This is a genomic window from Pseudomonas nitroreducens, assembly GCF_024170165.1.
Taxonomy (GTDB): Bacteria; Pseudomonadota; Gammaproteobacteria; order Pseudomonadales; family Pseudomonadaceae; genus Pseudomonas; species Pseudomonas nitroreducens_C.
In genome coordinates this window covers 337732-361012 of the sequence record NZ_JALJXP010000001.1, presented here as the reverse complement: position 1 = coordinate 361012, position 23281 = coordinate 337732, and the positions used below count along the sequence as shown (strand labels likewise).

General features: G+C 67.3%; 25 protein-coding genes. 14 read left to right on the top strand and 11 right to left on the bottom strand.

Features of this window, described 5'->3' with window-relative positions; genetic code table 11:
* Positions 1–24: 24 nt before the first annotated feature.
* Positions 25–1410, bottom strand: coding sequence for a sodium:solute symporter (locus J2T47_RS01560; RefSeq protein WP_253441834.1), 1386 nt, complete (start codon positions 1408–1410; stop codon positions 25–27).
* A 251-nt stretch (positions 1411–1661) separates the two neighbouring features.
* Between J2T47_RS01560 and J2T47_RS01555 the strand changes: the two genes are divergently transcribed.
* A complete protein-coding gene (locus J2T47_RS01555) occupies positions 1662–1889 on the top strand; it encodes a CopG family ribbon-helix-helix protein (protein WP_045213580.1) in 228 nt (75 codons plus the stop codon).
* The gene (locus tag J2T47_RS01550) at positions 1886–2167 is read left to right on the top strand and encodes a type II toxin-antitoxin system RelE/ParE family toxin (RefSeq protein WP_253441833.1); all 282 of its coding nucleotides are present in this window, start codon (positions 1886–1888) and stop codon (positions 2165–2167) included. Before J2T47_RS01555 ends, J2T47_RS01550 begins: the two co-directional genes overlap by 4 nt.
* Positions 2168–2411: 244 nt before the next feature.
* Here the strand turns inward: J2T47_RS01550 and J2T47_RS01545 are convergent, their stop codons facing one another.
* Complete coding sequence (locus J2T47_RS01545; protein WP_253441832.1) at positions 2412–2699, bottom strand: DUF2218 domain-containing protein; 288 nt, start codon at positions 2697–2699, stop codon at positions 2412–2414.
* A 97-nt stretch (positions 2700–2796) separates the two neighbouring features.
* Between J2T47_RS01545 and J2T47_RS01540 the strand changes: the two genes are divergently transcribed.
* Complete coding sequence (locus J2T47_RS01540; protein WP_253441831.1) at positions 2797–3714, top strand: LysR family transcriptional regulator; 918 nt, start codon at positions 2797–2799, stop codon at positions 3712–3714.
* 56 nt (positions 3715–3770) lie between these two features.
* The gene (locus J2T47_RS01535; protein ID WP_253441830.1) at positions 3771–4226 is read left to right on the top strand and encodes a GNAT family N-acetyltransferase; all 456 of its coding nucleotides are present in this window, start codon (positions 3771–3773) and stop codon (positions 4224–4226) included.
* A gap of 1 nt (position 4227) precedes the next feature.
* Here J2T47_RS01535 and J2T47_RS01530 read toward each other — a convergent pair whose 3' ends face one another.
* Positions 4228–5178 (bottom strand): alpha/beta fold hydrolase, encoded by a 951-nt coding sequence (locus J2T47_RS01530; RefSeq protein ID WP_253441829.1) that lies wholly within the window; start codon positions 5176–5178, stop codon positions 4228–4230.
* A gap of 165 nt (positions 5179–5343) precedes the next feature.
* Between J2T47_RS01530 and J2T47_RS01525 the strand changes: the two genes are divergently transcribed.
* The 4 genes from J2T47_RS01525 (at position 5344) to J2T47_RS01510 (ending at position 10198) form a co-directional block, all read left to right on the top strand.
* Entirely contained in the window at positions 5344–5628 is a 285-nt protein-coding gene (locus J2T47_RS01525; RefSeq protein ID WP_253441828.1) for a hypothetical protein, read from the top strand.
* A 135-nt stretch (positions 5629–5763) separates the two neighbouring features.
* A complete protein-coding gene (locus J2T47_RS01520) occupies positions 5764–7857 on the top strand; it encodes a 3-hydroxyacyl-CoA dehydrogenase NAD-binding domain-containing protein (protein WP_253441827.1) in 2094 nt (697 codons plus the stop codon).
* A gap of 9 nt (positions 7858–7866) precedes the next feature.
* Positions 7867–9057: an acyl-CoA dehydrogenase family protein gene (locus J2T47_RS01515; RefSeq protein WP_253441826.1), complete on the top strand. Its 1191-nt coding sequence runs from the start codon at positions 7867–7869 to the stop codon at positions 9055–9057.
* Positions 9058–9067: 10 nt separating this feature from the next.
* Positions 9068–10198 carry an acyl-CoA dehydrogenase family protein gene (locus tag J2T47_RS01510; protein ID WP_253441825.1) on the top strand — a complete coding sequence of 377 codons (1131 nt, stop codon included), beginning with the start codon at positions 9068–9070 and terminating at the stop codon, positions 10196–10198.
* A gap of 292 nt (positions 10199–10490) precedes the next feature.
* Here J2T47_RS01510 and J2T47_RS01505 read toward each other — a convergent pair whose 3' ends face one another.
* Complete coding sequence (locus J2T47_RS01505; RefSeq protein ID WP_081518930.1) at positions 10491–11276, bottom strand: IclR family transcriptional regulator; 786 nt, start codon at positions 11274–11276, stop codon at positions 10491–10493.
* A 210-nt stretch (positions 11277–11486) separates the two neighbouring features.
* On the opposite strand from J2T47_RS01505, the gene J2T47_RS01500 reads away from it, so the two are divergent.
* Entirely contained in the window at positions 11487–13118 is a 1632-nt protein-coding gene (locus J2T47_RS01500) for an AMP-binding protein (protein WP_253441823.1), read from the top strand.
* 47 nt (positions 13119–13165) lie between these two features.
* A complete protein-coding gene (locus J2T47_RS01495) occupies positions 13166–14689 on the top strand; it encodes a 3-hydroxyacyl-CoA dehydrogenase (protein ID WP_253442693.1) in 1524 nt (507 codons plus the stop codon).
* Between the two features lie 67 nt (positions 14690–14756).
* Here J2T47_RS01495 and J2T47_RS01490 read toward each other — a convergent pair whose 3' ends face one another.
* Entirely contained in the window at positions 14757–15848 is a 1092-nt protein-coding gene (locus J2T47_RS01490) for an aminopeptidase (RefSeq protein WP_253441822.1), read from the bottom strand.
* A 64-nt stretch (positions 15849–15912) separates the two neighbouring features.
* On the opposite strand from J2T47_RS01490, the gene J2T47_RS01485 reads away from it, so the two are divergent.
* Together J2T47_RS01485 and J2T47_RS01480 are read left to right on the top strand one after the other, a co-directional pair.
* Entirely contained in the window at positions 15913–16329 is a 417-nt protein-coding gene (locus J2T47_RS01485; RefSeq protein WP_253441820.1) for a hypothetical protein, read from the top strand.
* Positions 16330–16372: 43 nt separating this feature from the next.
* Positions 16373–16813, top strand: a complete 441-nt coding sequence (locus tag J2T47_RS01480) for a hypothetical protein (protein WP_253441818.1) — start codon at positions 16373–16375, stop codon at positions 16811–16813.
* Positions 16814–16923: 110 nt separating this feature from the next.
* Here J2T47_RS01480 and J2T47_RS01475 read toward each other — a convergent pair whose 3' ends face one another.
* From J2T47_RS01475 to J2T47_RS01455, 5 genes are all read right to left on the bottom strand, one after another.
* Positions 16924–17160 (bottom strand): DUF1161 domain-containing protein, encoded by a 237-nt coding sequence (locus J2T47_RS01475; protein WP_253442691.1) that lies wholly within the window; start codon positions 17158–17160, stop codon positions 16924–16926.
* Positions 17161–17251: 91 nt separating this feature from the next.
* A complete protein-coding gene (locus J2T47_RS01470; protein ID WP_253441816.1) occupies positions 17252–17674 on the bottom strand; it encodes an OsmC family protein in 423 nt (140 codons plus the stop codon).
* Between the two features lie 129 nt (positions 17675–17803).
* Positions 17804–18025, bottom strand: coding sequence for a DUF1161 domain-containing protein (locus tag J2T47_RS01465; protein ID WP_081518936.1), 222 nt, complete (start codon positions 18023–18025; stop codon positions 17804–17806).
* A 149-nt stretch (positions 18026–18174) separates the two neighbouring features.
* Positions 18175–18390: a dodecin gene (locus tag J2T47_RS01460; protein WP_017518905.1), complete on the bottom strand. Its 216-nt coding sequence runs from the start codon at positions 18388–18390 to the stop codon at positions 18175–18177.
* Positions 18391–18492: 102 nt separating this feature from the next.
* Positions 18493–19389, bottom strand: coding sequence for a LysR family transcriptional regulator (locus J2T47_RS01455; RefSeq protein ID WP_253441814.1), 897 nt, complete (start codon positions 19387–19389; stop codon positions 18493–18495).
* 158 nt (positions 19390–19547) lie between these two features.
* Here J2T47_RS01455 and trpB point away from each other — a divergent pair, with 158 nt between their 5' ends.
* Both trpB and trpA read left to right on the top strand, forming a co-directional pair.
* Entirely contained in the window at positions 19548–20756 is a 1209-nt protein-coding gene (gene trpB, locus J2T47_RS01450) for a tryptophan synthase subunit beta (protein WP_253441812.1), read from the top strand.
* Positions 20753–21559: a tryptophan synthase subunit alpha gene (gene trpA / locus J2T47_RS01445; RefSeq protein WP_253441810.1), complete on the top strand. Its 807-nt coding sequence runs from the start codon at positions 20753–20755 to the stop codon at positions 21557–21559. Before trpB ends, trpA begins: the two co-directional genes overlap by 4 nt.
* A gap of 185 nt (positions 21560–21744) precedes the next feature.
* On the opposite strand, the gene J2T47_RS01440 is transcribed toward trpA, so the two are convergent.
* On the bottom strand, positions 21745–23253 hold the full coding sequence (locus J2T47_RS01440) for a YdgA family protein (protein ID WP_253441809.1): 1509 nt from the start codon (positions 23251–23253) through the stop codon (positions 21745–21747).
* Positions 23254–23281: the final 28 nt, after the last annotated feature.

Here is a 23281-nt window from a genome sequence, read left to right as displayed (position 1 = left end):
GGGCGTCTCCTGTCGGATGTAGGTTCAGTCGGCCTGCGCCTGCAGGCTGGCGGCGGGCGCTCCAGCGAGGCTGACCACCACGAAGGTGACCAGGCTGGCGAGCAGGCCGTAGGCGATGGGGGTGTTGGCGAGCACGCCGTCGATGGCCATGAAGGCGACCACCACCAGGCAGCCGACCACGATGCTGGCCATGGCTCCGCGAGCGGAAGCACGACGCCACAGCAGGGCGCCGAGGATGGGCACCAGCAGGCCGCCGACCAGCAGGTTGTAAGCGATGCTCAGGGCCCCGATGACGTCGTTCACCAGGCACGCCAGGGCCAACATCACCACGCCCATCATCAAGGTGAACAGGCGGCTCTGACGCAGGCCATTGGGCGCGCCAGGGCGCAGGAAGCGCGCATAGATGTCTTCCTGGAACACCGTGGCAGCCGCCAGCAGGCAGCCCGAGGCGGTGGACATGATGGCCGACAGCGCCGCTGCAACCACCAGCCCGCGCAGGCCCGGCTGGAGCACCTGGCGGGTGACCTCGGCGTAGGCGTTTTCCGGCACTGCCAGATTGGGCAGCAGCACGTGTGCGGCGGCTCCGATCAGTGCGCAGGCCAGGCCGTAGAGCATGCAGTAGACACCGGCGCCTAGGCCGGCGTAGCGCACCACCTTCTCGCTGCGTGCAGTGAACACGCGCTGCCAGATGTCCTGGCCGATCAGCGCGCCGAAGAAGTACAGCAGGAAGTAGGTGAGGATGGTGTCCAGGCCGATGTGGCCGAGATCGAAGAAGCCCGCCGGCAGCACTTCCTGCATGCGCGACAGGCCGCCCGCTTCGTGGATCGACAGCGGCAGCAGCACGGCGAAGATGCCGAGGGTCTTGATCACGAACTGGATGATGTCGGTGAGGGTCAGCGACCACATGCCGCCGATCACCGAGTAGACGATGACGATGCCGCCGCCACAGAGGATCGCCGGGATGCGCGGGATCTCGAAGACCACCTCGGTCACCGATCCGATGGCAATGGTCGCGGTGACCGCCACCATCAGGTCGTAGGCGACCATCACGATGCCGCCGATCAGCCGCGAGGACGCCTGGTAGCGCTGCTCGAGGATCTGCGTGACGGTGTAGACCTTCAGCCTCGCGATCTGCCGCGAGAACACCAGGCTGAGGACGATGATCCCCAGTCCCAGCATGAACACCAGCCACAGGCCGGACAGCCCGTAGAGATAGCCCAGCTTCACTGTGCCGATGGTGGAGGCACCACCGAGCACCACCGCTGCCATGGTGCCCAGGTAGAGCCCCGGGCCGAGGCGGCGCCCGGCGACGAGGAAGTCGTTCTGGTTGCGCGCCTTGCGCATTCCGTACCAGCCCAGGGCAAGCATGCCCAGGGCGTAGACCAGCATGATCAGGTAATCGAGCAGCATCGCGGGGGGCTCCTGTTGTTGTTGTGTGGGAATCAGGCCTTCGCCCCGCCAGCCTGATGCCCCTCGCCCCGCCGGCAAATCCCCGAAGCCGGAAGCCAACTTTCGCCGCCGCGAAAGTGGCCTTGCGGCCCGCGCCTGGCGGGCTTTCACGGTGTCTCCAGGAAAAAATCCGCCGCTGCCAAGTGCTTGATTCGTATACGTATGTTATCGTTGTATACTGTGTATACAGCGTAAACGGAGCTGTTCAAAAAGTGACCACTGTTGTCTCGTTCCGCGCCGATGACGCCCTCGTGGCGGCGCTGGACCAGCTGGCCCGCGCCACCCACCGGGACCGGCCCTACCACCTGCGCCAGGCGCTGGCGCAGTACCTGGAGCGCCAGAGCTGGCACGTGGCGGCCATCGATGAAGGGGTGGCGGACGCCGATGCCGGCCACCTGCTGGAGCACGCGGCCATCGAAGCCAAGTGGGGTCTGGCATGAGCCTGCAGTGGACGCACAAGGCCGCCGCCGACCTGGACGCCATCTACGACCACTACGTCGTGCTGATCGGCCCGGAGAAGGCGCTGCGGGCCATCCAGGACATCGTCGAGCAGGTCAGCCCGCTGGCGAACCTGGAGCAAAGCAGCAGCGGCATGCCCAGCGAGGTGCCCGGCGTGCGCGAATTGCTGGTCGAGCGTTGGCCGTACCAGGCGTCTTTCCGGGTAAAGGGACGTTCTGTGCAGATTTTGCGCATCGACCGTGTGGATAACTCGGGGTAAAAGTGGCCACACGGTTACAAGATGTTTCAAAGTATTGACTTTGGAATTTGGTTAAAAAGCATTCAAACAAACGAATATCAATATCTCTGCCTATTTAGCGACCTTTCTTGAGCAGAAGAATTTTCAGTGACCAAAGGCAGAGCCTATGGTCACAAATCTTCAGCGCCGCCTGGCTTTTCCCAGGCAACAAAAAACCCGGCCTTGGCCGGGTTTTTTCGTTTTTGCGCTTTTTTCGCCAGCGCTGTCAGGCGGCTTGCCAGTTCACCGGCAGCTGGCCTTCTTTCCAGGCGAAACGGTCGAGGTGGCTGACCACCACGTTCTGCAGGCGCTCGAGCCCTTCCGCATCGGCGGACTCGGCGTCCATCAGCAGCGCTTCCGGGGTTGCGTGCAGGCGGCAGGTGCCGAAATCGAAGGGCAGCACGCCACGCTCGTCGGTCAGTTCGACCGGCAGCTTGTGGGCGAAGTGGTTGCACAGGCGCTTGAGGTAGCGCGCGGCATCGGGGGTAGGGACGGTGGCACGGCTCGAAGGCATCTTTTCTCTTCTCCATTTTGGGAGATGACATCCTAGGCGCCGGCAATCCAGGGAAAAACCCGCTATTTTGCCTTTCACTCTTTAGCGGAGCTTCACAATGGACAATCTTCGCGGCATGGCGGTGTTCGCCACCGTGGTCGCCCGCGGCTCCATGGCCGCCGCGGCCGAAGCGCTGGGCATGACACCTTCGGCGGTCAGCCAGCAGATCCGCAAGCTCGAAGCCCACGCCCAGGTCACGCTGCTGCACCGCACCACCCGCAAGCTGACGCTGACCGAGGCCGGCGAAGCCTTCTACCGCAGTTGCGCGCAGCTGCTCGCCATCGCCGAGGAGGCCGAGCAGCGCCTGGGCGAATGGCGCGAGGCACCGGTGGGCGAACTGCGCCTGGCCGCGCCGGTGGGCTTCTCCGGCAAGCTCATCACCGAAGCGCTGCGCCCGCTGCTGGAGAACCACCGCCAGCTGCGCCTGCAGCTGTTCTTCCACGACGAGCAGATCGACCTGATCGAGCAGCGCATCGACCTCGCCATCCGCGTCGGCACGCTGTCGGATTCCAGCCTGGTGGCAAGGCACCTGGCCGAGTGGAACAACGTCATCTGCGCCGCGCCCGCGTACCTGCGGCGCATGCCGGCCATCGACCACCCGCAGCAACTGCAGGGCGTCGACTGGCTGTCGCTGAACACCGTGGCGCACCAGGCCTACCTGAACTTCAGCGGGCCGGGCGGGGAGAGCTGCAAGCTGCGGCTGGAGGCGCGCGTGGCGGCCAACAGCATGATCGCTCTGCGCCAGTTCACCCTCGACGGCCTCGGGGTTTCCGCCCAGCCGGAGCCGGAAGTCCGCGAGGCGCTGGAGGAGGGCAGGCTGGTGCGACTGCTGCCGGAATGGACGCTGCCGCCGTTCGGCATCTATGCCGTCACCCCGCGCCGGGATGCCCAGCCGGCCAAGGTCAAGGTGGCCATCGAAGCGCTGCGCCGGCATCTGGGCGGCTCGACCACGCTGCGCTTCCACGCGCCGGTCTGAGGCGCGCTACCATGCCGCTCTGAAGACGCCACCTTGATGATCGGAGTGAACACCACATGGCCCTGAACTGGACCTGCAAGCACCACCGCGACCTGACCAAGGAAGAGCTCTACGCCATCCTGCAGCTGCGCACCGAAGTCTTCGTGGTGGAACAGAAATGCCCCTACCAGGAAGTCGACGGCCTGGACCTGCTCGGCGACACCTGCCACCTGATGGTGGAAGAGGAGGGCCAGCTGATCGGCTATCTGCGCCTGCTCGACCCGCAGCACCATGACGGCGACGTGGTGATCGGCCGCGTGGTGATCGCCCCGCAGGGCCGCGGCACCGGCCTGGGCCACCAGCTCATGGAGCAGGCGCTGCAGGCCATCGCCCAGCGCTGGCCGGGGCTGCCAGTGTACCTCTCGGCCCAGGCGCACCTGCAGGGCTACTACGGCCGCTACGGCTTCACTCCGGTGACCGAGGTCTACCTGGAAGACGACATCCCGCACATCGGGATGCGCCGCGAAGCCTGATTCAGGCCGGGTAGTGCCGGCTGAGGAAATCTCCCAGCAGAGCGTTCACCCGTTCCGGCTGCTGGCTCTGGATCCAGTGGCCGCAGTTCTCCAGCACATGCTGTTCGAGGTTGGGCACGTGCTCGGGCATGCGCTGCACGGTATAGGCCTCGAAGCGGCCGACCGGGTCGCGGTCGCCGATCAGGAACAGCGTCGGTTGCCCGACCTTGCGCCCGGCCAGCGGCTCGCTGCGCTGCCAGCTGCGCTCGAAATTGCGGTACCAGTTCAGCGCGCCATGGAAGCCCCGGCCTTCGAAGGTCCGTACATACCACTGGAAATCCTCGGCGCTGCACCAGGCCGGGTGCGCCGGCGGCGGTGGCAGGCCGTCGAACAGGCGACCGTCGGGGGACTGATCCGGCGCCAGGCGCACGTTGTCACCGAGGAAGTGGCGCAGGCTCATGGCGATGTCGGCATCCAGCTCGGCCTCGGCACGGCCGGGCTGCTGGAAGTAGAGGATGTAGAAGAACTTTCCGGCGAACACCTCACGCATGATTTCCACGGGTGGGCGCTTCGCGCGACCGGCGAAGGGCACCGAGAGCGTCGCCAGCACCTCCACGCGCAGCGGCTCCAGCAGCGCCAGGTGCCATGCCACCGGCGCCCCCCAGTCATGCCCGACCATGGCCACGCGCTCGTGTCCCAGCGCATCCATGGCGCCCTGGATATCCGCGCAGAGCGTCAGCACATCGTAGGCGGCCACTTCCTGTGGCGCGCTGGTCTGGCCGTAGCCGCGCATTTCCGGGACGAACACGCGGTAGCCGGAGGCGGCGAGGGCGCGCATCTGGTGCTGCCAGGAATGCCAGCACTCGGGAAAGCCGTGCAGCATCCACACCGGCTTGCCGTCCGCCGGCCCGCAGCTGTAGAGGCTGAGCTGGATGCCATTGACCGCCAGCAACTGGTGTTCGAACTCGTTCATGGCGCACGCTCCGCAAAGGATGAGCTTCACTATGCCAAGCCCGAACGGTAGTCCGAACCCTATTCACCAGGCGAATGAAGGGTCCTTTCCGAGCACTGAAGCGGCGACGGCGACCGAGAGATAATGCCCACCTCATCCACAGAAACGTCCAAGGAGGGAACCCCCATGAGGCGCCAGCCTGCCACCCAGCTCTGCCCGGAACTCGACGCCATCCTGCGGGCCGAGTTGCGCGCCGGCAATCAGCTCGGCGAAGGCCCCGTGCGCACCGGCTGGCCGCAGCCCGGCTCGATCTACGCGGCCCTGCGCGACAGCCTGAAAACCCGCACGCCGGGGGAGTCCGGCCCGGTGCGCCACTCGATCTGCCGCGACCTGCACTACGGCTGGAACGACGAATGCTACTGCGAACTGCACGGCGACCTGCTGGTCGCGGGGAGCACGCAGCGCCCCTGATTGTGCCCCCGCAGAAAGCCACCGGACCCTCCGCGCCGAGTCGAAAAGGACTTGCAATCCATCGATAAAAAACAGCATCGTATTCTGCACAGCGAAACATCATTCCGTTAAAACAACGCCAAGACGGAGTTCAGCATGTCAGAAGCGGTACAACTCGAACGCCGGGGCGAAATTGCCCTGGTGACGGTCGACAACCCACCGGTGAACGCCCTCGGACACCCCGTCCGCGCCGGGCTGCTCGCCGCCTTCCAGCAGGCCGAGGCCGATCCGCAGGTCCGCGCGGTAGTGCTGGTCTGCGCCGGGCGTACCTTCATGGCCGGCGCCGATATCCGCGAGTTCGGCAAGCCGCCGCAGGCGCCGTCCCTGCCCGACGTGGTGGATATCCTCGAAGGCGCCAGCAAGCCCAGCGTCGCCGTGATCCACGGCACCGCCCTGGGCGGCGGCCTGGAAGTCGCCCTGGCCTGCCACTACCGCATCGCCCGTCGCGACGCCCAGGTCGGCCTGCCGGAAGTGAAGCTCGGCCTGCTCCCCGGCGCCGGCGGCACCCAGCGCCTGCCACGCCTGGCGGGGGTGGAAAAGGCCCTCGACATGATCGTCTCCGGCGCGCCGATTCGCGCGCCGCAGGCGCTGGAATTCAACGTCGTCGACGAGTTGTTCGACGGCGACCTGATCGAAGCCGGCCTCACCTTCGCCCAGCGTCTGCTGGCGGACGGCAAGGGCCCGCGACGCACCGGCGAGCGCAACGAGCGCGTGCAGCAAAGCGGCCTCGCCGAGCTGATCGCCCACAAGCGCGGCGAAGTGCAGAAGCGCCTGCCCGGCCAGTTCTCCCCGCAACGCTGCATCGACGCCGTGGAAGCCGCGACCCGGTTGCCGCTGCGCGAAGGCCTGCTGCGCGAGCGCGAGCTGTTCATGCAGTGCATGGAATCGCCGCAGCGTGCCGCGCTGATCCACGCCTTCTTCGCCGAACGCGAGGCAGGCAAGGTCGACGGGCTGGCCGCCGAGGTGCAACCGCGGGAAGTCCGCCGCGCCGCCGTCATCGGTGGCGGCACCATGGGCGTCGGCATCCTGCTGTGCTTCGCCAACGCCGGCATCCCGGTGCAACTGCTGGAAGTGAATGAAGACGCCCTGCAACGCGGCCTCGACCGCGCCCGCAGCCTGTACGCCGCCAGCGTGGCGCGTGGCAGCCTGGGCGCTGAAGAGATGGAGCGGCGCCTGGGCCTGATCAGCGGCGTGCTCGACTACGCCGCGCTGGGCGACGCCGACGTGGTGGTCGAAGCCGTATTCGAAAGCCTGGAAGTGAAGCGCCAGGTCTTCGAACAACTGGACGCCCACTGCAAGCCCGGCGCGATCCTCGCCAGCAACACCTCCTCGCTGGACCTCGATGCAATCGCCGCCTTCACGAAGCGTCCGCAGGACGTGGTCGGCCTGCACTTCTTCAGCCCGGCCAACGTCATGCGCCTGCTCGAAGTGGTGCGCGGCAAGGCCACCGCGGACGCCGTGCTGGCCACTGCCATGCAACTGGGCAAGCGCCTGAAGAAAGTCTCGGTGGTGGTCGGCGTGTGCGACGGTTTCGTCGGCAACCGCATGATCTTCCCGTACGGCCGCCAGGCCGAATTCCTCCTGGAGGAGGGCGCCACACCCGCGCAGGTGGACCGCGCGCTGCGCGGCTTCGGCATGGCCATGGGGCCGCTGGCGGTACGCGACCTGTCCGGCCTCGACATCAGCCACGCGATCCGCTCGCGCCAGCGGCCGACCCTCAAGCCCGGCCAGACCCTGCCCACGGTGCTCGACCACCTGATCGCCGCCGGCATGCTCGGGCAGAAGACCGGCACCGGCTTCTACCAGTACGCCGAAGGCGGCCGCGCCGCCCAGGACAACCCGGCGCTGCCGGCCATGCTGGAACAGGCCGCCGCCGAGCGCGGCATCACCCGCGCCCCGGTCAGCGACGAAGAGATTGTCGAGCGTCTCATCTACGCGCTGATCAACGAGGCCGCCAACATCCTCGACGAAGGCATCGCCCAACGCGCCAGCGACGTCGACGTGATCTTCCTCAACGGCTACGGCTTCCCCGCCTGGCGTGGTGGCCCGCTGTTCTATGCCGACAGCGTCGGCCTTGGACAAGTGCTCGAACGAATCCGCGAGTTCCACCAGCGCCTCGGTGCCTGGTGGCAGCCCGCTCCGCTGCTCGAACGCCTGGTGGCCGAAGGCCGCCGCTTCGCCGATCTCTGAGGACCCGCCATGGACATCCACTTCACCCCCGACGAACTGGCGTTCCGCGATGAAGTCCGCCACTTCCTCGACAGCCAGCTGCCCAAGGACATCGCCAGCAAGGTGCGCCTGGGCAAACACCTGAACAAGGGCGACCACCAGCGCTGGCAGCGCGTGCTCGCCGAGCAGGGCTGGTACGCCACGCACTGGCCGGAGGAGTTCGGCGGCACCGGCTGGAACGCCGTGCAGAAACACATTTTCGAAGAGGAATGCGCCGCCTTCGGTGCGCCGCGCACCATCCCCTTCGGCGTCAACATGGTCGCCCCGGTGATCATCAGGTTCGGCACGCCCGAACAGCAGGCGCACTACCTGCCGCGCATCCTCGACGGCACCGACTGGTGGTGCCAGGGCTACTCCGAGCCGGGCGCCGGCTCCGACCTCGCGTCGCTGAAGACCCGCGCCGTGCGCGATGGCGACCATTACGTGGTGAACGGCCAGAAAACCTGGACCACCCTCGGTCAGCACGCCGACTGGATCTTCTGTCTGGTGCGCACCGACCCCGAGGCGCAGCAGCAGCGCGGTATCAGTTTCCTGCTGATCGACATACAGAGTCCCGGCATCACCGTGCGCCCGATCATCACCCTGGACGGCGAGCACGAGGTCAACGAGGTGTTCTTCGACAACGTGCGCGTACCGGTGGCAAACCTGGTCGGCCGCGAGAACGAAGGCTGGACCTGCGCCAAGTACCTGCTGACCTACGAACGTACCGGCCTCGCGGGCATCGGCGCGTCCAAGGCGGTGCTCGCGCACCTGAAGCAGGTCGCCAGCCGCGAGCTGTGCGATGGCAGGCCGATGCTCGAAGACCCGCTGTTCCGCGCCCAGGTGGCGGAGGTGGAGATGCAGCTGATGGCCATCGAGATGAGCACCCTGCGCATCCTCGCCGCCGCCCGCGAAGGCGGCGTGCCGGGCGCGGAAAGCTCGATCCTGAAAGTGAAGGGCACGGAGATCCGCCAGGCGATCAGCCACCTGCTGCGCAAGGTGCTCGGCCCCTACGCGCTGCCCTTCATCGAGGACGAATTCGAGCTGGGCAGCGAGGCGCTGCACGCGGATTACTCGGCCGCGCCGGCCAGCCAGTATTTCAACCTGCGCAAGCTGTCGATCTTCGGCGGCTCCAACGAAATCCAGAAGAACATCGTCTCCAAGATGATTCTCGAGCTGTGAGGCCAGGACCATGGACTTCAAACTGAGCGAAGAGCAGCAGATGCTGCAGGACACCGCGGCCCGCCTGGTCCGCGACGCATACCCGTTCGACAAGCGCGAGGGCTTCAGCAAGAGCGAACCGGGTTACAGCGCCGAGTTCTGGCGCCAGCTCGGCGAGCTGGGGCTGACCTCGGTGTCGCTGCCGGAAAGCCACGGCGGCTTCGGCGGCGGCGTGGAGAGCATGCTGGTGCTCACCGAGCTGGGCCGCGGCCTGTGCCTGGAGCCTTATCTGCAATCGGTGGTGCACGGCGGCGGGCTGATCGCCCAGTTGGGCAGCGATGGGCAGAAAGATAACTGGCTGCCGCGCATCGCCAGCGGAGATGCGCAGCTGGCCGTCGCGCTGGAAGAACCGCAGAGCCACTACCAGCTGCACGACGTGCAGACCCGCGCGGAGCAGGCCGGCAACGGCTGGGCGCTGAGCGGACGCAAGGCGGTGGTGATCGGCGGGCAGAGCGCCACGGCGATCCTGGTCTCGGCGCGGGTGTCCGGCAACGCGCGGGACGAGGCGGGCATCGGCCTGTTCCTCGTCGATCCGCAGCAGCCCGGCGTGAGCCGCCGCGAGTACCCGACGGTGGACGGCCAGCGCGCCTGCGAGCTGTTCCTCGACGGCGCCGTCGGCGAGGCCATCGGCACGCCGGGCGAGGCACTGCCGGCGCTGCGTTATCAACAGGGCCGCGCCATCGCCGCGCAGTGCGCCGAAGCCCTCGGCAGCCTGCAGGAAGCCTGCACACTGACCCTGGACTACCTGAAGACGCGCAAGCAGTTCGGCATCCCGATCGGCAAGTTCCAGGTGCTGCAGCACCGCATGGTGGACATGCGCAGCGAGCTGGAACAGGCCACCAGCATGGCCATCCTCGCCGCCTGCGTCGCCGACCAGCCCGACAGCGCCGAGCGCAGCCGCACCCTGGCCGCCGCCAAGTTCATCGTCACCCGCGCGGCGCGCTTCGTGGCCGAGCAGGCGATCCAGCTGCACGGCGGCATCGGCATGACCTGGGAATACGTCCTGGCACACCACGCCAAGCGCCTGGTGATGCTCAGTCACCAGCTGGGTGACGACGATCATCACCTGAAGGTTTATGCGGGGCTGATGGAAGTCGCCTGAGGCGCAGCGGCTTCACCTGTAGGAGCGAGCTTGCTCGCGAACGGATTCACCGGCAGCTCCGGTGCTGGGCGGTTCGCGAGCAAGCTCGCTCCTACAAGGGGAAGTCCTGAGCGGAGGCCGGCCCTCTCCCTAACCCTCTCCCTGAAGGGAGAGGGGACTGTTCGGCGTGTTCTGAGACTCAACGCTCTCCGGCTAACTCTAGGTTTCCTCAATGCAGAGGATGGCTCCCTCTCCCTTCAGGGAGAGGGCTGGGGAGAGGGTGCATGAACCGCAGAGGTGCAAGACTGGACGATCAGGCCCCGAGGCTCTCGATATCCCGCGCCAGAATCTCCAGCTCATGGGCCAGCGAGCCGCGCAGCGTCTCCTCGCTGAGCTGGAACGACGGCGCTCCGCAGGTCAGCGCCATCAGCCCGCCGTCGGCCAGGCGCAGCGGTACGCCGGCAGCCCGCACATTGCGGTCCCAGTCGCCGAGGGACAGGCAGAAACCATGCTGGCGGAATTCCTCGAAGGACGCCTCCAGCGAGGCGCGCATGACCGACCAATCGCCTTCGTGGCGCTCCTGCAGGGCCGACAACAGGTGTTCGCGCTCCTGCTCCGGGGTCGCGGCGAGGTACGCACGGCCGGCGGCGGTGGTCGCCAGCGGCAGACGCACGCCAGCGTCCATGCGCAGGGAGGTGGCCTCCGGCGGACGGCAGTTTTCCACATAGATCATCGACAGCCAGTCGCGGCAGGTCAGGCCGACCGTGGTGTTGGTGCGACGGGCGAAGGCGTCCATGTACGGCTTGGCCAGCTGGCGTACGCGCAGGTTGGAGACATAGGCGTAACCCAGCGCCAGCACGCCGGAGTCCAGCTGGTACTTCTCGTGCTGCTGCGAGTAGCAGAGGTAGCCGAGCTGGGTCAGGGTGTAGGTCATGCGCGACACCGTCGCCTTGGGCAGGCCGGTGATCCGCGAGATTTCCTGGTTGCCGAGCACCACCGAGCCGTGGGTGAAGGCGCGCAGCACGTCCAGTCCGCGGGCCAGCGCCTCGACGTACTTGCGGTCCTTGGGGTTGCTGCTGTCTTCGACTTCGTCGCTCATGGGGCCTCGGCGGGGATCTTTGTGGCGGCGCCACAGGCGGCGCGGGCGAACGATAGCAGATCGCCCCAACGCCACCCAGCGGTCCGCGTGTGCTCGTTGCACGGAGCTAGCCTATCGCATACCATCGATTTCGACACACTGTTTCGCTGTGCAGAACAACAATTCGAAGCCAGAGCCGATCCCGGCTCGGAAAAAGCAACGGAGAAGTCGATGTCCGCTCAACCGACCGGTCACGTGGCCCGCGAGATCACCCGTCACGCCTACCAGAACCTCCACGACCTGCTGCGCGATGCCTGTCGCGAATTCCCCGAACGCCTGGCGTTCTCCTGCGGCGACAGCCACCTGAGCTTCGCCGAGCTTGAGCGCCAGGCTGATGCCTTCGCCCGCTACCTGCGCCACCACGCCGGCCTCCAGCCCGGCGACCGCCTGGCGCTGATGCTGCCCAACTCCCTGCAGTACCCCATCGCCACCTTTGGCGCGCTGAAGGCCGGCGTGGTGCTGGTGAACACCAACCCGCAGTACACCGCCAGCGAGCTGCGCCACCAGCTGGCAGACTCCGGCGCCAGCGCCGTTCTGCTGCTCGATCGCCTGCTGCCGCTGCTGCGCGGCGTGCAGGCGCACAGCGACATCCGCCAGGTGCTGCTGACCTCCATCGACGATATCGAGCGCCCGCAGTACGACAGCGAGGAGGCCGACTGCACGCGCTTCCAGCAGGCCCTGCGGCTGGGCGCCGAAGCGCCGCCGGTGGAGGCCGAACCGGGCCTGGATCGCCTCGCCCTGCTGCAGTACACCGGCGGCACCACGGGCGTCTCCAAGGGCGCGATGCTCAGCCACCGCAGCCTGATCGCCAACGTCGTGCAGACCCTGGAGCTGTTCCTGCGCCCCGGCCTGCTGGAGCCGGCCACCGACGTGCGCATCGCACCGTTGCCGCTGTACCACATCATGGCGTTCTCGACGAACCTGCTGTCCTCGGTGGGCATGGGCCTGCACACGGTGTTCATCCGCGACGGCCGCAACCTCGACGAGATCCTCGGCGCGATGCGCCGCTATCCCTTCACCCTGATGAGCGGGATCAACACCCTGTTCGTCGGCCTGATGAACCACCCGGACTTTCCCGCCATCGACTTCAGCCACCTGAAGTGGGTGACCTCCGGCGGCGCGCCGCTGAACCGCGAAGTGGGCCGGCGCTGGGAAGCGCTGACCGGCGCGCCGGTGCGTGAAGGTTTCGGCCTCACCGAGGCGTCGCCGGTGGTCTCCACCGGCACGCTGCTGAGCCCCTACCGCGAGGGCTACGTCGGCCAGGCGCTGGTGGATACCGAGCTGCGCACCGTGGATGAGGAGGGCGACGACACCGGCCCCGACCAGCCCGGCGAGCTGTGGCTGCGCGGCCCGCAGGTCATGCAGGGCTACTGGCAGCGCCCGGAGGAGAGCGCCCAGGTGCTCACCAGCGACGGCTGGCTGAAGACCGGCGACATCGCCGAGCTGGACGCCGACGGCATGCTGAAGATCGTCGACCGCAAGAAGGACATGATCCTGGTCTCGGGCTTCAACGTGTTTCCCAACGAGGTGGAGGACGCGGTGATGCGCCACCCGGGCGTGCGCGAGTGCGTCGCCATCGGCGTGCCGGACGAGCGCAAGGGCGAGTCGGTGAAGCTGTTCGTCAGCCTCAGGGACGAGACGCTGGCGCCAGCGCAGATCATCGCGCACTGCCGCGAACACCTCACCGGCTACAAGGTGCCGAGCTTCGTCGAGGTGCTCGACGAGCTGCCCAAGACCAGTGTCGGCAAGCTGCTGCGCCGGCAGCTGCGCGACCTGGAACTGGCCAGAAGGACCACCGCGTGAGCACAGCGTCTATGGTTGATGCAGGTGCGCACGACGAGACCCGCAGCATGACCGAGTCCTTCCACCGTATCGGCGTGATCGGCGCCGGGGCCATGGGCCGCGGCATCGCCCAGCTGTTCGCCAGCGCGGGCCTGCCCGTGCGGCTGTACGACAGCAACCCGCAGACCGTGGAGCAGGCCCTGGCCTTCAACCGCGAGCTGCTGGAGCGCGCGGTAGCCAAGGGCAAGCTCGCCGCCGACGAACTGGGTGCGACGATGCAGCGCCTGCTGCCGACCCACAGCCTGGATGAACTGGCCGACTGCGACCTGCTGATCGAAGCCATCATCGAGGACCTCGGCGCCAAGCAGGCGCTGCTCGCCGAGCTGGAAAAACGCGTGGCGCCGGATGCCGTGCTGGCGAGCAACACCTCGTCGCTCTCGGTCACCCGCATCGCTGCACGCTGCCAGCATCCGGAACGGGTCGCCGGCTTCCACTTCTTCAACCCGGTGACGCTGATGCGCATCGTCGAGGTGGTGCGCGGCCAGCGCACCAGCGAGTCGGTGGTGCGCCGCCTGAGCCGGCTGGCGGAGCAGGCCGGGCATTACCCGGCGGTGTCGCCGGACAGCCCCGGCTTCATCGTCAACCACGCCGGGCGCGCCTTCAGCACCGAGGCCCTGCGCATCCTCGGCGAAGGCATCGCCAGCCCGGCGCAGATCGATCGCATCCTGCGCGACGGCGTGGGCTTCCGCATGGGGCCGTTCGAACTGCTCGACCTGACCGGCCTGGACGTTTCCCACGCGGTGATGGAATCGCTCTACCAGCAGTTCTACCAGGACCCGCGCTACACCCCATCGCCGCTGGCCGCGCAACGCGTCGCCGGCGGGCTGCTGGGGCGCAAGAGCGGCGAGGGTTTCTACCGCTATCGCGACGGCCAGGCCGTGCGCGAGCCGGAGGAACAGCACGAGGCGGTGCTGCTCAATCGCCCCTACTGGCTCGACAGCCAGGACCCGGAGCTGCGCCACCGCGTGGCGGCGATCCTCACCCTCGGCGGCGTGGTGCTGGAAACCGGCGAAGCGCCGTCGTCCCGCGCCATCTGCCTGGTCACCCCGCTGGGCGTGGATGCCAGTACGCGCATCGACGCCCTCGGTTTGCCGCCGGAACGCAGCCTGGCGCTGGAGACCTTCACCGAACTGGACCGCCGCCGCGTGCTGATGCGCCAGCCGGCGCTCGACCCCAAGCTCGAAACCCAGGCGCGCCAGGCGCTGGGCAGCGACGGCGTGCCGGTGGAAGTGATCAACGATTCGCCCGGCTTCATCAGCCAGCGGGTGGTCGCCGGCATCGTCAACCTCGGCGGCGAGATCGCCCAGCGCGGCATCGCCACGCCGGTGACGCTGGACCGCGCAGTGCAACTGGCGCTGGGTTATCCCCTGGGCCCACTGGCTTTCGGCGAGCACTACGGCGCGGCGCGTATCCTCACCATCCTCCAGGGCCTGCAGGCCTGCTACGGCGAGGCACGCTACCGGCCAAGCCCGTGGCTGCGCCGTCGCGTGCAGCTGGATTTGCCGCTGCATAGCCCGGACAGGCCAGAGTGACAGGCGCTCCTACAGGAAAACGCTGCACCCTGAACAGCCAGGGTGCTGAACCCGCCCAGCGAAGGCATCAGCGGAAGCGGACGAACTCCCCCGCCTTGAGCTTCTCCAGCGCCGCCTTGCGCTCTGCTGGCGGCAGCGCGCCGAGCTTTTCCACCCGCGCATAGAACGCCGGCCAGTTGCCGCCGACCTGGGCGAACAGCGCAGCGAAGGCCGGCACCCACTGGTCGTAGAGGCCGAAGGGCAGCAGCTTGGCGTTGTTCAACGGGCCGTTGACCCAGGCATCGAAGGGCGCCTTGCCGCCCCAGTCCTCATCGCGCATCTGCGCGTACTCGCGGCGCAGGCGCTCGAACTCGGCCTGCTTGCCGGCGCGCTTTTCCGCGTCGCTGCGCGGGCTCGCATACAGCTTCTGCAGGCGCTCGCGGGTATCCAGTACCAGCTGGGTGAAACGCTTGCGCTGCTCCGCCAGCAGGGGCGATTCGTCCGGCAGATGCCGCGCCTCACGCCAGCGGCGGCCACCCTCGTCCTCGACGAAGGAGGCATAGGACTCGTTGAAGGCGGTGTCGCCGGGCAGATAGAACTTCTGGTGCGCCAACTCGTGGAAGATGGTCTCGGCCAGGCGCTGGTCGCCCCAGCGCAGCATGCTGCTGAGGATCGGGTCGTCGAACCAGCCGAGGGTGGAGTAGGCCTCCACACCACCGACGTAGACATCCCAGCCCTCTGCCTTCAGGCGCTGCGCCTCGGCCTGCGCACCCTGGTCGCCATAGTAGCCGCGATAGGCCACACAGCCGGCGATGGGGAAGCAGTGGGTCAGCGGCTGCAGCGACAGCTCGGGCGTGGCGAACACGTTCCACACCACGTTGGGCCGATGGATGTCGGCATACAGGCGATAGCTCTGGTTGTCCGGCAGGCCCAGCTCGGCACTGGCGAAGGCACGGGCCTCCTGCGACAGCTCCAGGCGCTGGCGCAAGGCGGGGTCACGGGTCGGGTCGGCGACCACCTCGGCCACCGGCTCACGGGCGGCGAGCAGGCGCAGCTGACCGTTGGCCAGCTGGCTGTAGTAACCCACGCTGGAACAACCGCTCAGCGCCCAGATCGCCAGGCAGGGAACCCAGCGGCACAGGCGGCTGTCGAGTGTCGGGATAAGAAGGCGGAAGGGCATGCGCGGAACATAGCACAGGGCCTGGCCCGCCCGCTGCCGCCCCCTCGACCCAGGAGCCAATCCGATGCGTGCCCTTCTCCTACCTGCCGGCCTGCTCGCCCTGAGCGGCTGTTCGATGCTGATGCCCCAGCCGGACCCGAACCGTGCCTGGGTCGACCTGGACACCAACAGCCAGAGCGATCTTGCGGCCATGGAAGTGGACAGCAAGGAGTGGTCCAGCACCCGCTACTTCGAGGTCGACCCCGGCTCCCACGAATTGCGCGTGCGCTTCCAGTTCCAGGTCGAGCCGGTGGACATCGGCCCGGTCGCCGAATCGCTGTGGCGCGATTGCGAGATGACCGTGCAGTACAAGGAATTCAGCGCCGGCCAGCGCTACCGCCTGGAGACCGGCAGCATCGGCTTCCGCCCCTGGGCCAAGCTCTACGACGCCCAGGGCGGCGAGATCGCCCGCGGCCGCGAACGGGGCTGCGCCAAGGCCTGAGCGGGGTATGCTGTGGGATGAACCCATTCCACGGTGAATCCTCATGCGCGCGCGCTGCCTGCCCGGCCCTCTGTCCCTGAGCCTCGCCCTGTTGGCCGGCTGCGCCAGCCCGCTGCCCGCCCACGACCCGCAGATGGCCTGGGTCGACCTGTACACGGCGGCAGGCAGGACACTGATGGCCGAGCGCCTGGACGGCCAGTCGGTGAACGACGGCCGCTACTACCAGGTGACGCCGGGGCGCCACGAGCTGGTGGTGCGCTTCCAGTACGAGATCGCCAGCGGTGGTGGCATGGGCCAGATGAATGACCCCGCCGAGCTGACCTGCCGGGTCAAGGTGATCTACGACGACTTCGCCGCTGGCCAGCGCTATCGCCTGGAGCTGCGCCCGCAGCTGCGCAGCGCCCTGGCGCTGCTGACCGATGGGAACGGCAAGCTGGTGGCGAAGACGGACTTCCAGGGGCCGGTGCGTTGCGGGCCGTTCTGAGCGCGGGACAGCATCGAGCTGGCGGATAATCCGTTCCGGGTTATCCGCCCTACGTACTGCGGGGCTGATCGTTGCGTAGGAGCGATCACGATGCCCGGCACGGGTGGATCTCAGCTGTCGTTCTTCTGGTAGATGATCCGCCGCTGGCCGTTGTCACAGGAGCCGACGACCATGTTCGGGTCCTTCACCTCGGCCTTGTCCACGATCTCCAGGGTGTAGGAGGTCACCCCGGCGGCCTGGATCTTGGTCTCGATCTCGGCCTTGAGCTCCTCGCAGGGCTTCACCGCCGCCCAGCTCGCGCCACTCGCGAGCAGCAGCGCCACGCCCGTCGCCACGGTCCACTTCATCGTCGCCATCACATTCCCTCGTCATAACCCCACGCCGGGGCACCCTATCCTAACGGTGGACCGCAACCGCCGGACAGAGTGCCCCGCAGGCTCATTCGAGGCGGGCGTCGAGGGTGATGCGCGCGTTGAGCACCCGCGAGACCGGGCAGCCGGCCTTGGCCTTGTCGGCGATGGCCTGGAAGGTCTGCGCGTCGGTGCCCGGCACCTTCGCCTTCAACGTCAGGTGCACGGCAGTGATGGTGAAACCGTCGGTGAGCTTTTCCAGGCTGACCTCGGCCTGGGTATCGATGCTCTCGGCGGTCAGGCCGGCCTCGCCGAGCATCATCGACAGGGCCATGGAAAAGCAGCCGGCGTGGGCCGCGCCGATCAGTTCTTCCGGGTTGGTGCCCGGCGCACCCTCGAAGCGGGTGTTGAAGCCATAGGGCTGGGACTTGAGCGCACCGCTCTCGGTGGAGATCGTGCCCTTGCCGTCCTTCAGGCCGCCCTGCCAGTGGGCCGATGCCGATTTCTTCATGTCGCGTCCTCCGCGTGGGTTGCAGTCAGGACTTTCGAGGCCGGTCCGCACCAGCAGGTTCAGCTTTTTGCAGGCCATGACAAAGGCCGGGCCCCTCGCGGAGCCCGGCCTCGATTCACGTCCAGGCGCTTACTTGGAGTAAACGATTTCCTTGGTACCGCCTTCGCAGGTGCCGACGACTTGCTTGCCGCCCGCGCTGCCCTTGTCGACGACTTCCAGGCTGTACGAAGCAACGCCTTTGGCCTTGAGCTTCGCATCGATCTCCGACTTCAGCTCTTCGCACGGCTTGCCGGCGGCAAAGACGTTGCCAGCCAGGGCGAAGACCCCCACAGCGATCAGGAACTTCTTCATCGGTAACGCTCCCTCGTCTTTCACAGGAAAAGGCCCGAACGGGCCGGAAAACCGGGCTACCCCGGTACGCACGACCACGCGTCCCGCCAACCTGGCACGACCGCGTGACAAAACAGCCGCGTGACAAACAGGGTCGAGCCGCGTGCGGTCTAGCTGTTGGCGATGCGGAAACCGACCTTGATGGTCACCTGGTAATGCCCCACCGCGCCGTTCTCGATATGCCCGCGGGTGTCCACCACCTCGAACCACTCCAGGAAGTCGATGCTCTTGGCCGCTTCGGCCAGGGCGTTGTTGATCGCATCCTCGATGCTGGTGCGCGAGGAGCCGACGAGCTCGATCTTCTTGTAGGTGTGGTGATTGGACATCGCCGCTCTCCTCGGGTCATGGCGCCGCACAAGCAAAATGCCAGCGCGCTCAATGGACAGTAGTAGAGGGGTGGACCGACGGCAAACGGCGCGGTTCAGACTTTACGCGCGGCCGTTCAGCTCGGCCTGCAGCCAACGCGCCAGGCGTTCGGCGCGCGGGTCGGCACGACGCTCGGGGACCCACAGCGCCAGCCGCGCGGTCGTTTCGACGAAGCCCCAGGGCGCTGCCAGGCGGCCAGCGGCGAGGTCGTCGGCCACCAGTTGCTGCGGCGCGATGGCCACGCCAAGCCCGGCCACGGCAGCTTCCAGCAGATAGTAGAGGTGCTCGAAACCCTGCCCGAGCTTCAGCCGCGCCGGCTCCAGGCCATGGCTCGCAGCCCATTCCGGCCAGGCCTGCGGGCGCGAGACGGTGTGCAGCAGCGATTCGCCCAGCAGCGCCTCGGCAGGTGCCGCGCACAGTTGCTCGAAGCGAGCCGAACGAGGGCTGAGCACCGGGCCGATGCTTTCCACCGCCAGTTCCAGCACGCGCATGTCCGCCGGCCAGGGCGGCGCGGCGAAGCACAGGGTGGCGTCGAGGCCGCCACGGCGCGGGTCAAGGTCGCCATCACTGGCGGAAAGCTGCAGGTGCAGGTCCGGCAGGTCGCGGTTCAGGCGGTCCAGCCGCGGGATGAACCAGCGCGCCAGCAGACTGCCGGGGCAGCCGAGAACGAAGGGCGCATCGCCGCCGGCCTGGCGGCGCAGTTCGGCGCAGACGCTGCGCAGGCGCTCGAAGGAATCGCTGGCCACCTCGCTCAGACGAACGCCGGCATCGGTGAGTTTTACGCCACGTCCTTCCTTGACGAACAGGGTCACCCCCAGCTCCTCCTCGAGCAGACGAATCTGCCGGCTGATCGCCCCGTGGGTGACGCTCAGCTCATCAGCCGCTGCGCTAACGCCGCGCTGGCGGGCGGCGGCTTCGAAGGCACGCAGGGCGTTGAGCGGTGGAAGGTCTCGGCTCATGGTGTTCTATCCGTGAGTTTTACTGACAGGTTGTGTCGATCTTATCGCTTTTCCCCGTCATCACACAGCCGTATCCTGATGCCCATTCGTAGGAGCGGACTCTGTCCGCGATCGCCCCCAGCCGGCACCTACCTCTCGACAAACCAAGGAGCCTTCCCATGTCCACACTGCGCACCGGTCCTGACGCCAAGGGCCTGTTCGGCCACTTCGGCGGCCAGTACGTCGCCGAGACCCTGATGCCGCTGATCCACGACCTGGCCCGCGAGTACGAGAAGGCCAAGGAAGATCCGCAGTTCCAGAAGGAGCTCGCCTACTTCCAGAGCGACTACGTCGGCCGTCCGAGCCCGCTGTACTTCGCCGAACGCCTGACCGAGCACTGCGGCGGCGCGAAGATCTACCTCAAGCGCGAAGAGCTGAACCACACCGGTGCGCACAAGATCAACAACTGCATCGGCCAGATCCTGCTGGCCAAGCGCATGGGCAAGAAACGCATCATCGCCGAGACCGGCGCCGGCATGCACGGCGTGGCGACCGCCACCGTGGCCGCGCGCTTCGGCATGGAATGCGTGATCTTCATGGGTACCACCGACATCGATCGCCAGCAGGCCAACGTGTTCCGCATGAAGCTGCTGGGCGCCGAGGTGATCCCGGTCACCGCCGGCACCGGTACCCTGAAGGACGCGATGAACGAAGCGCTGCGCGACTGGGTGACCAACGTGCACAACACCTTCTACCTGATCGGCACCGTGGCTGGCCCGCACCCGTACCCGGCGATGGTCCGCGACTTCCAGGCGGTGATCGGCAAGGAAACCCGCGAGCAGCTGGCCGCGAAGGAAGGCCGCCTGCCCGATTCGCTGGTCGCCTGCATCGGCGGCGGCTCCAACGCCATGGGCCTGTTCCACCCGTTCCTCGATGACGCCAGCGTCAAGATCATCGGCGTCGAAGCCGCCGGCCACGGCATCGAGACCGGCAAGCACGCGGCCAGCCTGAACGGCGGCGTGCCGGGCGTACTGCACGGCAACCGCACCTTCCTGCTGCAGGACGAGGACGGTCAGATCATCGACGCGCACTCCATCTCCGCCGGCCTGGATTACCCCGGCATCGGCCCGGAACACGCCTGGCTGCATGACATCGGCCGCGTCGAGTACACCTCGATCACCGACCACGAGGCGCTGGACGCCTTCCACCAGTGCTGCCGCCTGGAAGGCATCATCCCCGCGCTGGAGTCCTCCCACGCGCTGGCCGAAGTCTTCAAGCGCGCGCCGAACCTGCCCAAGGACCACATCATGGTGGTGAACCTGTCCGGTCGTGGCGACAAGGACATGCAGACCGTCATGCACCACATGCAACAGGAGCCGCAAGCATGAGCCGCCTGCAGACCCGCTTCGCCGAACTCAAAGAGCAGAACCGCGCCGCCCTGGTGACCTTCATCACCGCTGGCGACCCGGGCTACTCGACCTCGCTGGACATCCTCAAGGGCCTGCCCGAAGCCGGCGCCGACGTGATCGAACTGGGCATGCCCTTCACCGATCCGATGGCCGACGGCCCGGCGATCCAGCTGGCCAACATCCGCGCCCTGGGCAACGGCCAGAACCTGGTCAAGACGCTGAAGATGGTCCGCGAATTCCGCGCCGGCAACAGCACCACGCCGCTGGTGCTGATGGGCTACTTCAACCCGATCCACTACTACGGCGTGGACAAGTTCATCGCCGACGCGAAGGAAGCCGGCGTCGACGGCCTGATCGTCGTGGACCTGCCGCCGGAGCACAACGAAGACCTCTGCCACCCGGCCCAGGCCGCCGGCATCGACTTCATCCGCCTGACCACCCCGACCACCGACGACCAGCGCCTGCCGACCGTGCTGAACGGCAGCTCGGGCTTCGTCTACTACGTTTCGGTGGCCGGCGTGACCGGCGCCGGCGCAGCGACCCTGGACCACGTCGAGGAAGCCGTTGCCCGCCTGCGTCGCCACACCGACCTGCCGGTGTCCATCGGCTTCGGCATCCGCACCCCGGAACACGCGGCCAACATCGCCCGCCTGGCCGATGGCGTGGTGGTGGGCTCGGCGCTGATCGACAAGATTGCCGAAGCCACCAGCTCCGCCGATGCCGTGCAGAGCGTGCTCGGCCTTTGCCGTCAGTTGGCCGAGGGCGTGCGTAGCGCCCGCTGAGTGTTGCCATTCGGCTCTACGTAGGATGGCGTGGAGCGCAGCGATACCCATCGATTCCGTGCACCGACAGCATGGGTATCGCTCCGCTCCACCCATCCTACGTACTGCGTCACCTGGAATATCCGCTCCTACAGGGGGCACAAAAAAGCCCGGCGCATGCCGGGCTTTTTCGTTGCAGGCGAGGCTTATTCCACGCTCTCTTCCTGCGGCTCTTCTTCGGCACCAGCCGCCGGGCCGCCCAGACCCAGGCCCTGCGCGGAGCCCATGGCGAAGGCCATGAATTCCGGCACGCTCATGGCCTTGCCGTTGAACTTCACCTGGTCGTTGGCGTAGGCCAGCGAGCTGGACAGCGCGTTGCCGTCGAGCACCGCCCACTGCGAGTTCAGCGCCATGCCGCTGAACAGGTCGGTCATGGCGTCGGACTGCTGCTTGAGCGCCACCGGGTCGACGCTGCCGGCGGCTTCGCCACCCAGCGAACCCTGCAGGGCAACGATGTCGCCGATCACCGCCTTGTCCACCTTCAGGTCGGCCTTGAGCGCGGCCAGGATGCTGCGGGCCATTTCGTCAGGCGTGGCAGCGGCAGCGTCGGGCTTGCGCAGGTCGACCGACAGCGACGCCTTGGCCACACCGTGGGTGGTCTGCAGCGACAGCTCGTCCAGCGACAGCACCGGCGAGCCTTCCAGCAGGGCCAGGCCGAGGCGCTTGAGTTCCTCTTCCTGCTGCGGGGTCAGCTCGGTGCTTTCCAGGCTGTCCAGCGCCATCTTGTTGTAGGACTCCTTGAAGGTCTTGAGCACGCCTTCGTCGAGGTTGCGCAGGCTCAGGTCGAGCTTCACGCCGCCGATTTCCTGGCCTTGTACCACGACCTTGCCGATGCGGTAGGAAACGCTCTGGTCCAGGCCCTTGCCACCCTGCTTGAGCACTTCCTCGACCACGGCTTCGCGCAGTTCGACTTCCGGCGCGCCCGGCGACTTGATGTTCAGGCTCTTGATGGTGGCGGAGCTGGGGCCCAGGGCGAAGCCGTTGGCGTTTTCCTTCTTGTCGCCCTGCATGCCCAGGTCACGCAGCTGCACCTTCGCCGGCTGGCCAGTGTTGACGTCGGTGAAGTCCAGGTCGACCTCGGCGAGGTTGCCCACGGCGCTCACGTCCTTCTTGTCGGCGGAGACGCTGAAGCTCAGGTTGATCGGCGACAGGCGCAGCTTGTCGCTGTCCTTGGCGAATTCCAGGGCGGCGGTCTCGACCTTGCCTTCCTGCTTCTGGTCATAGTGGATGGTCAGGTCGCCGGACAGCGGGGCCTTGCCGCCTGCAGCGGTGAACAGCGGGGCGGTGAGTTCGTTCTGCTCCAGGGCGAAATGGCTCTGCGCCATGACCGGCGCCAGCTTGCCCGCCGCCAGGCGCGAGGCTGGGAAGGGGCCGTGCTCCAGGTGATCGGTGAAGACCAGGACCTGCGGCTCTTCGCCGTCCTTGCCGGTGAACGACAGGTTGTAGCGCGCGGTGCTGGAGAACAGGCCGCGCTGGATGTCCACCAGGGTCAGGTGGGCGCCCAGGCCGGGAGCTTCCTGCTGGAACAGTTCGTTGGCTTCGGTGATGCCGCGGTTCACTTCCTGCTCGACACGGCTGCCGGTGTACCAGGCGCCGGCAACGGCGGCGCCGACGATGGCAACGGGAATGGCGATGGCCAGGGCGGTCTTCTTCATGCTGAGTCCTTTCAGGTGCGGCCGTACG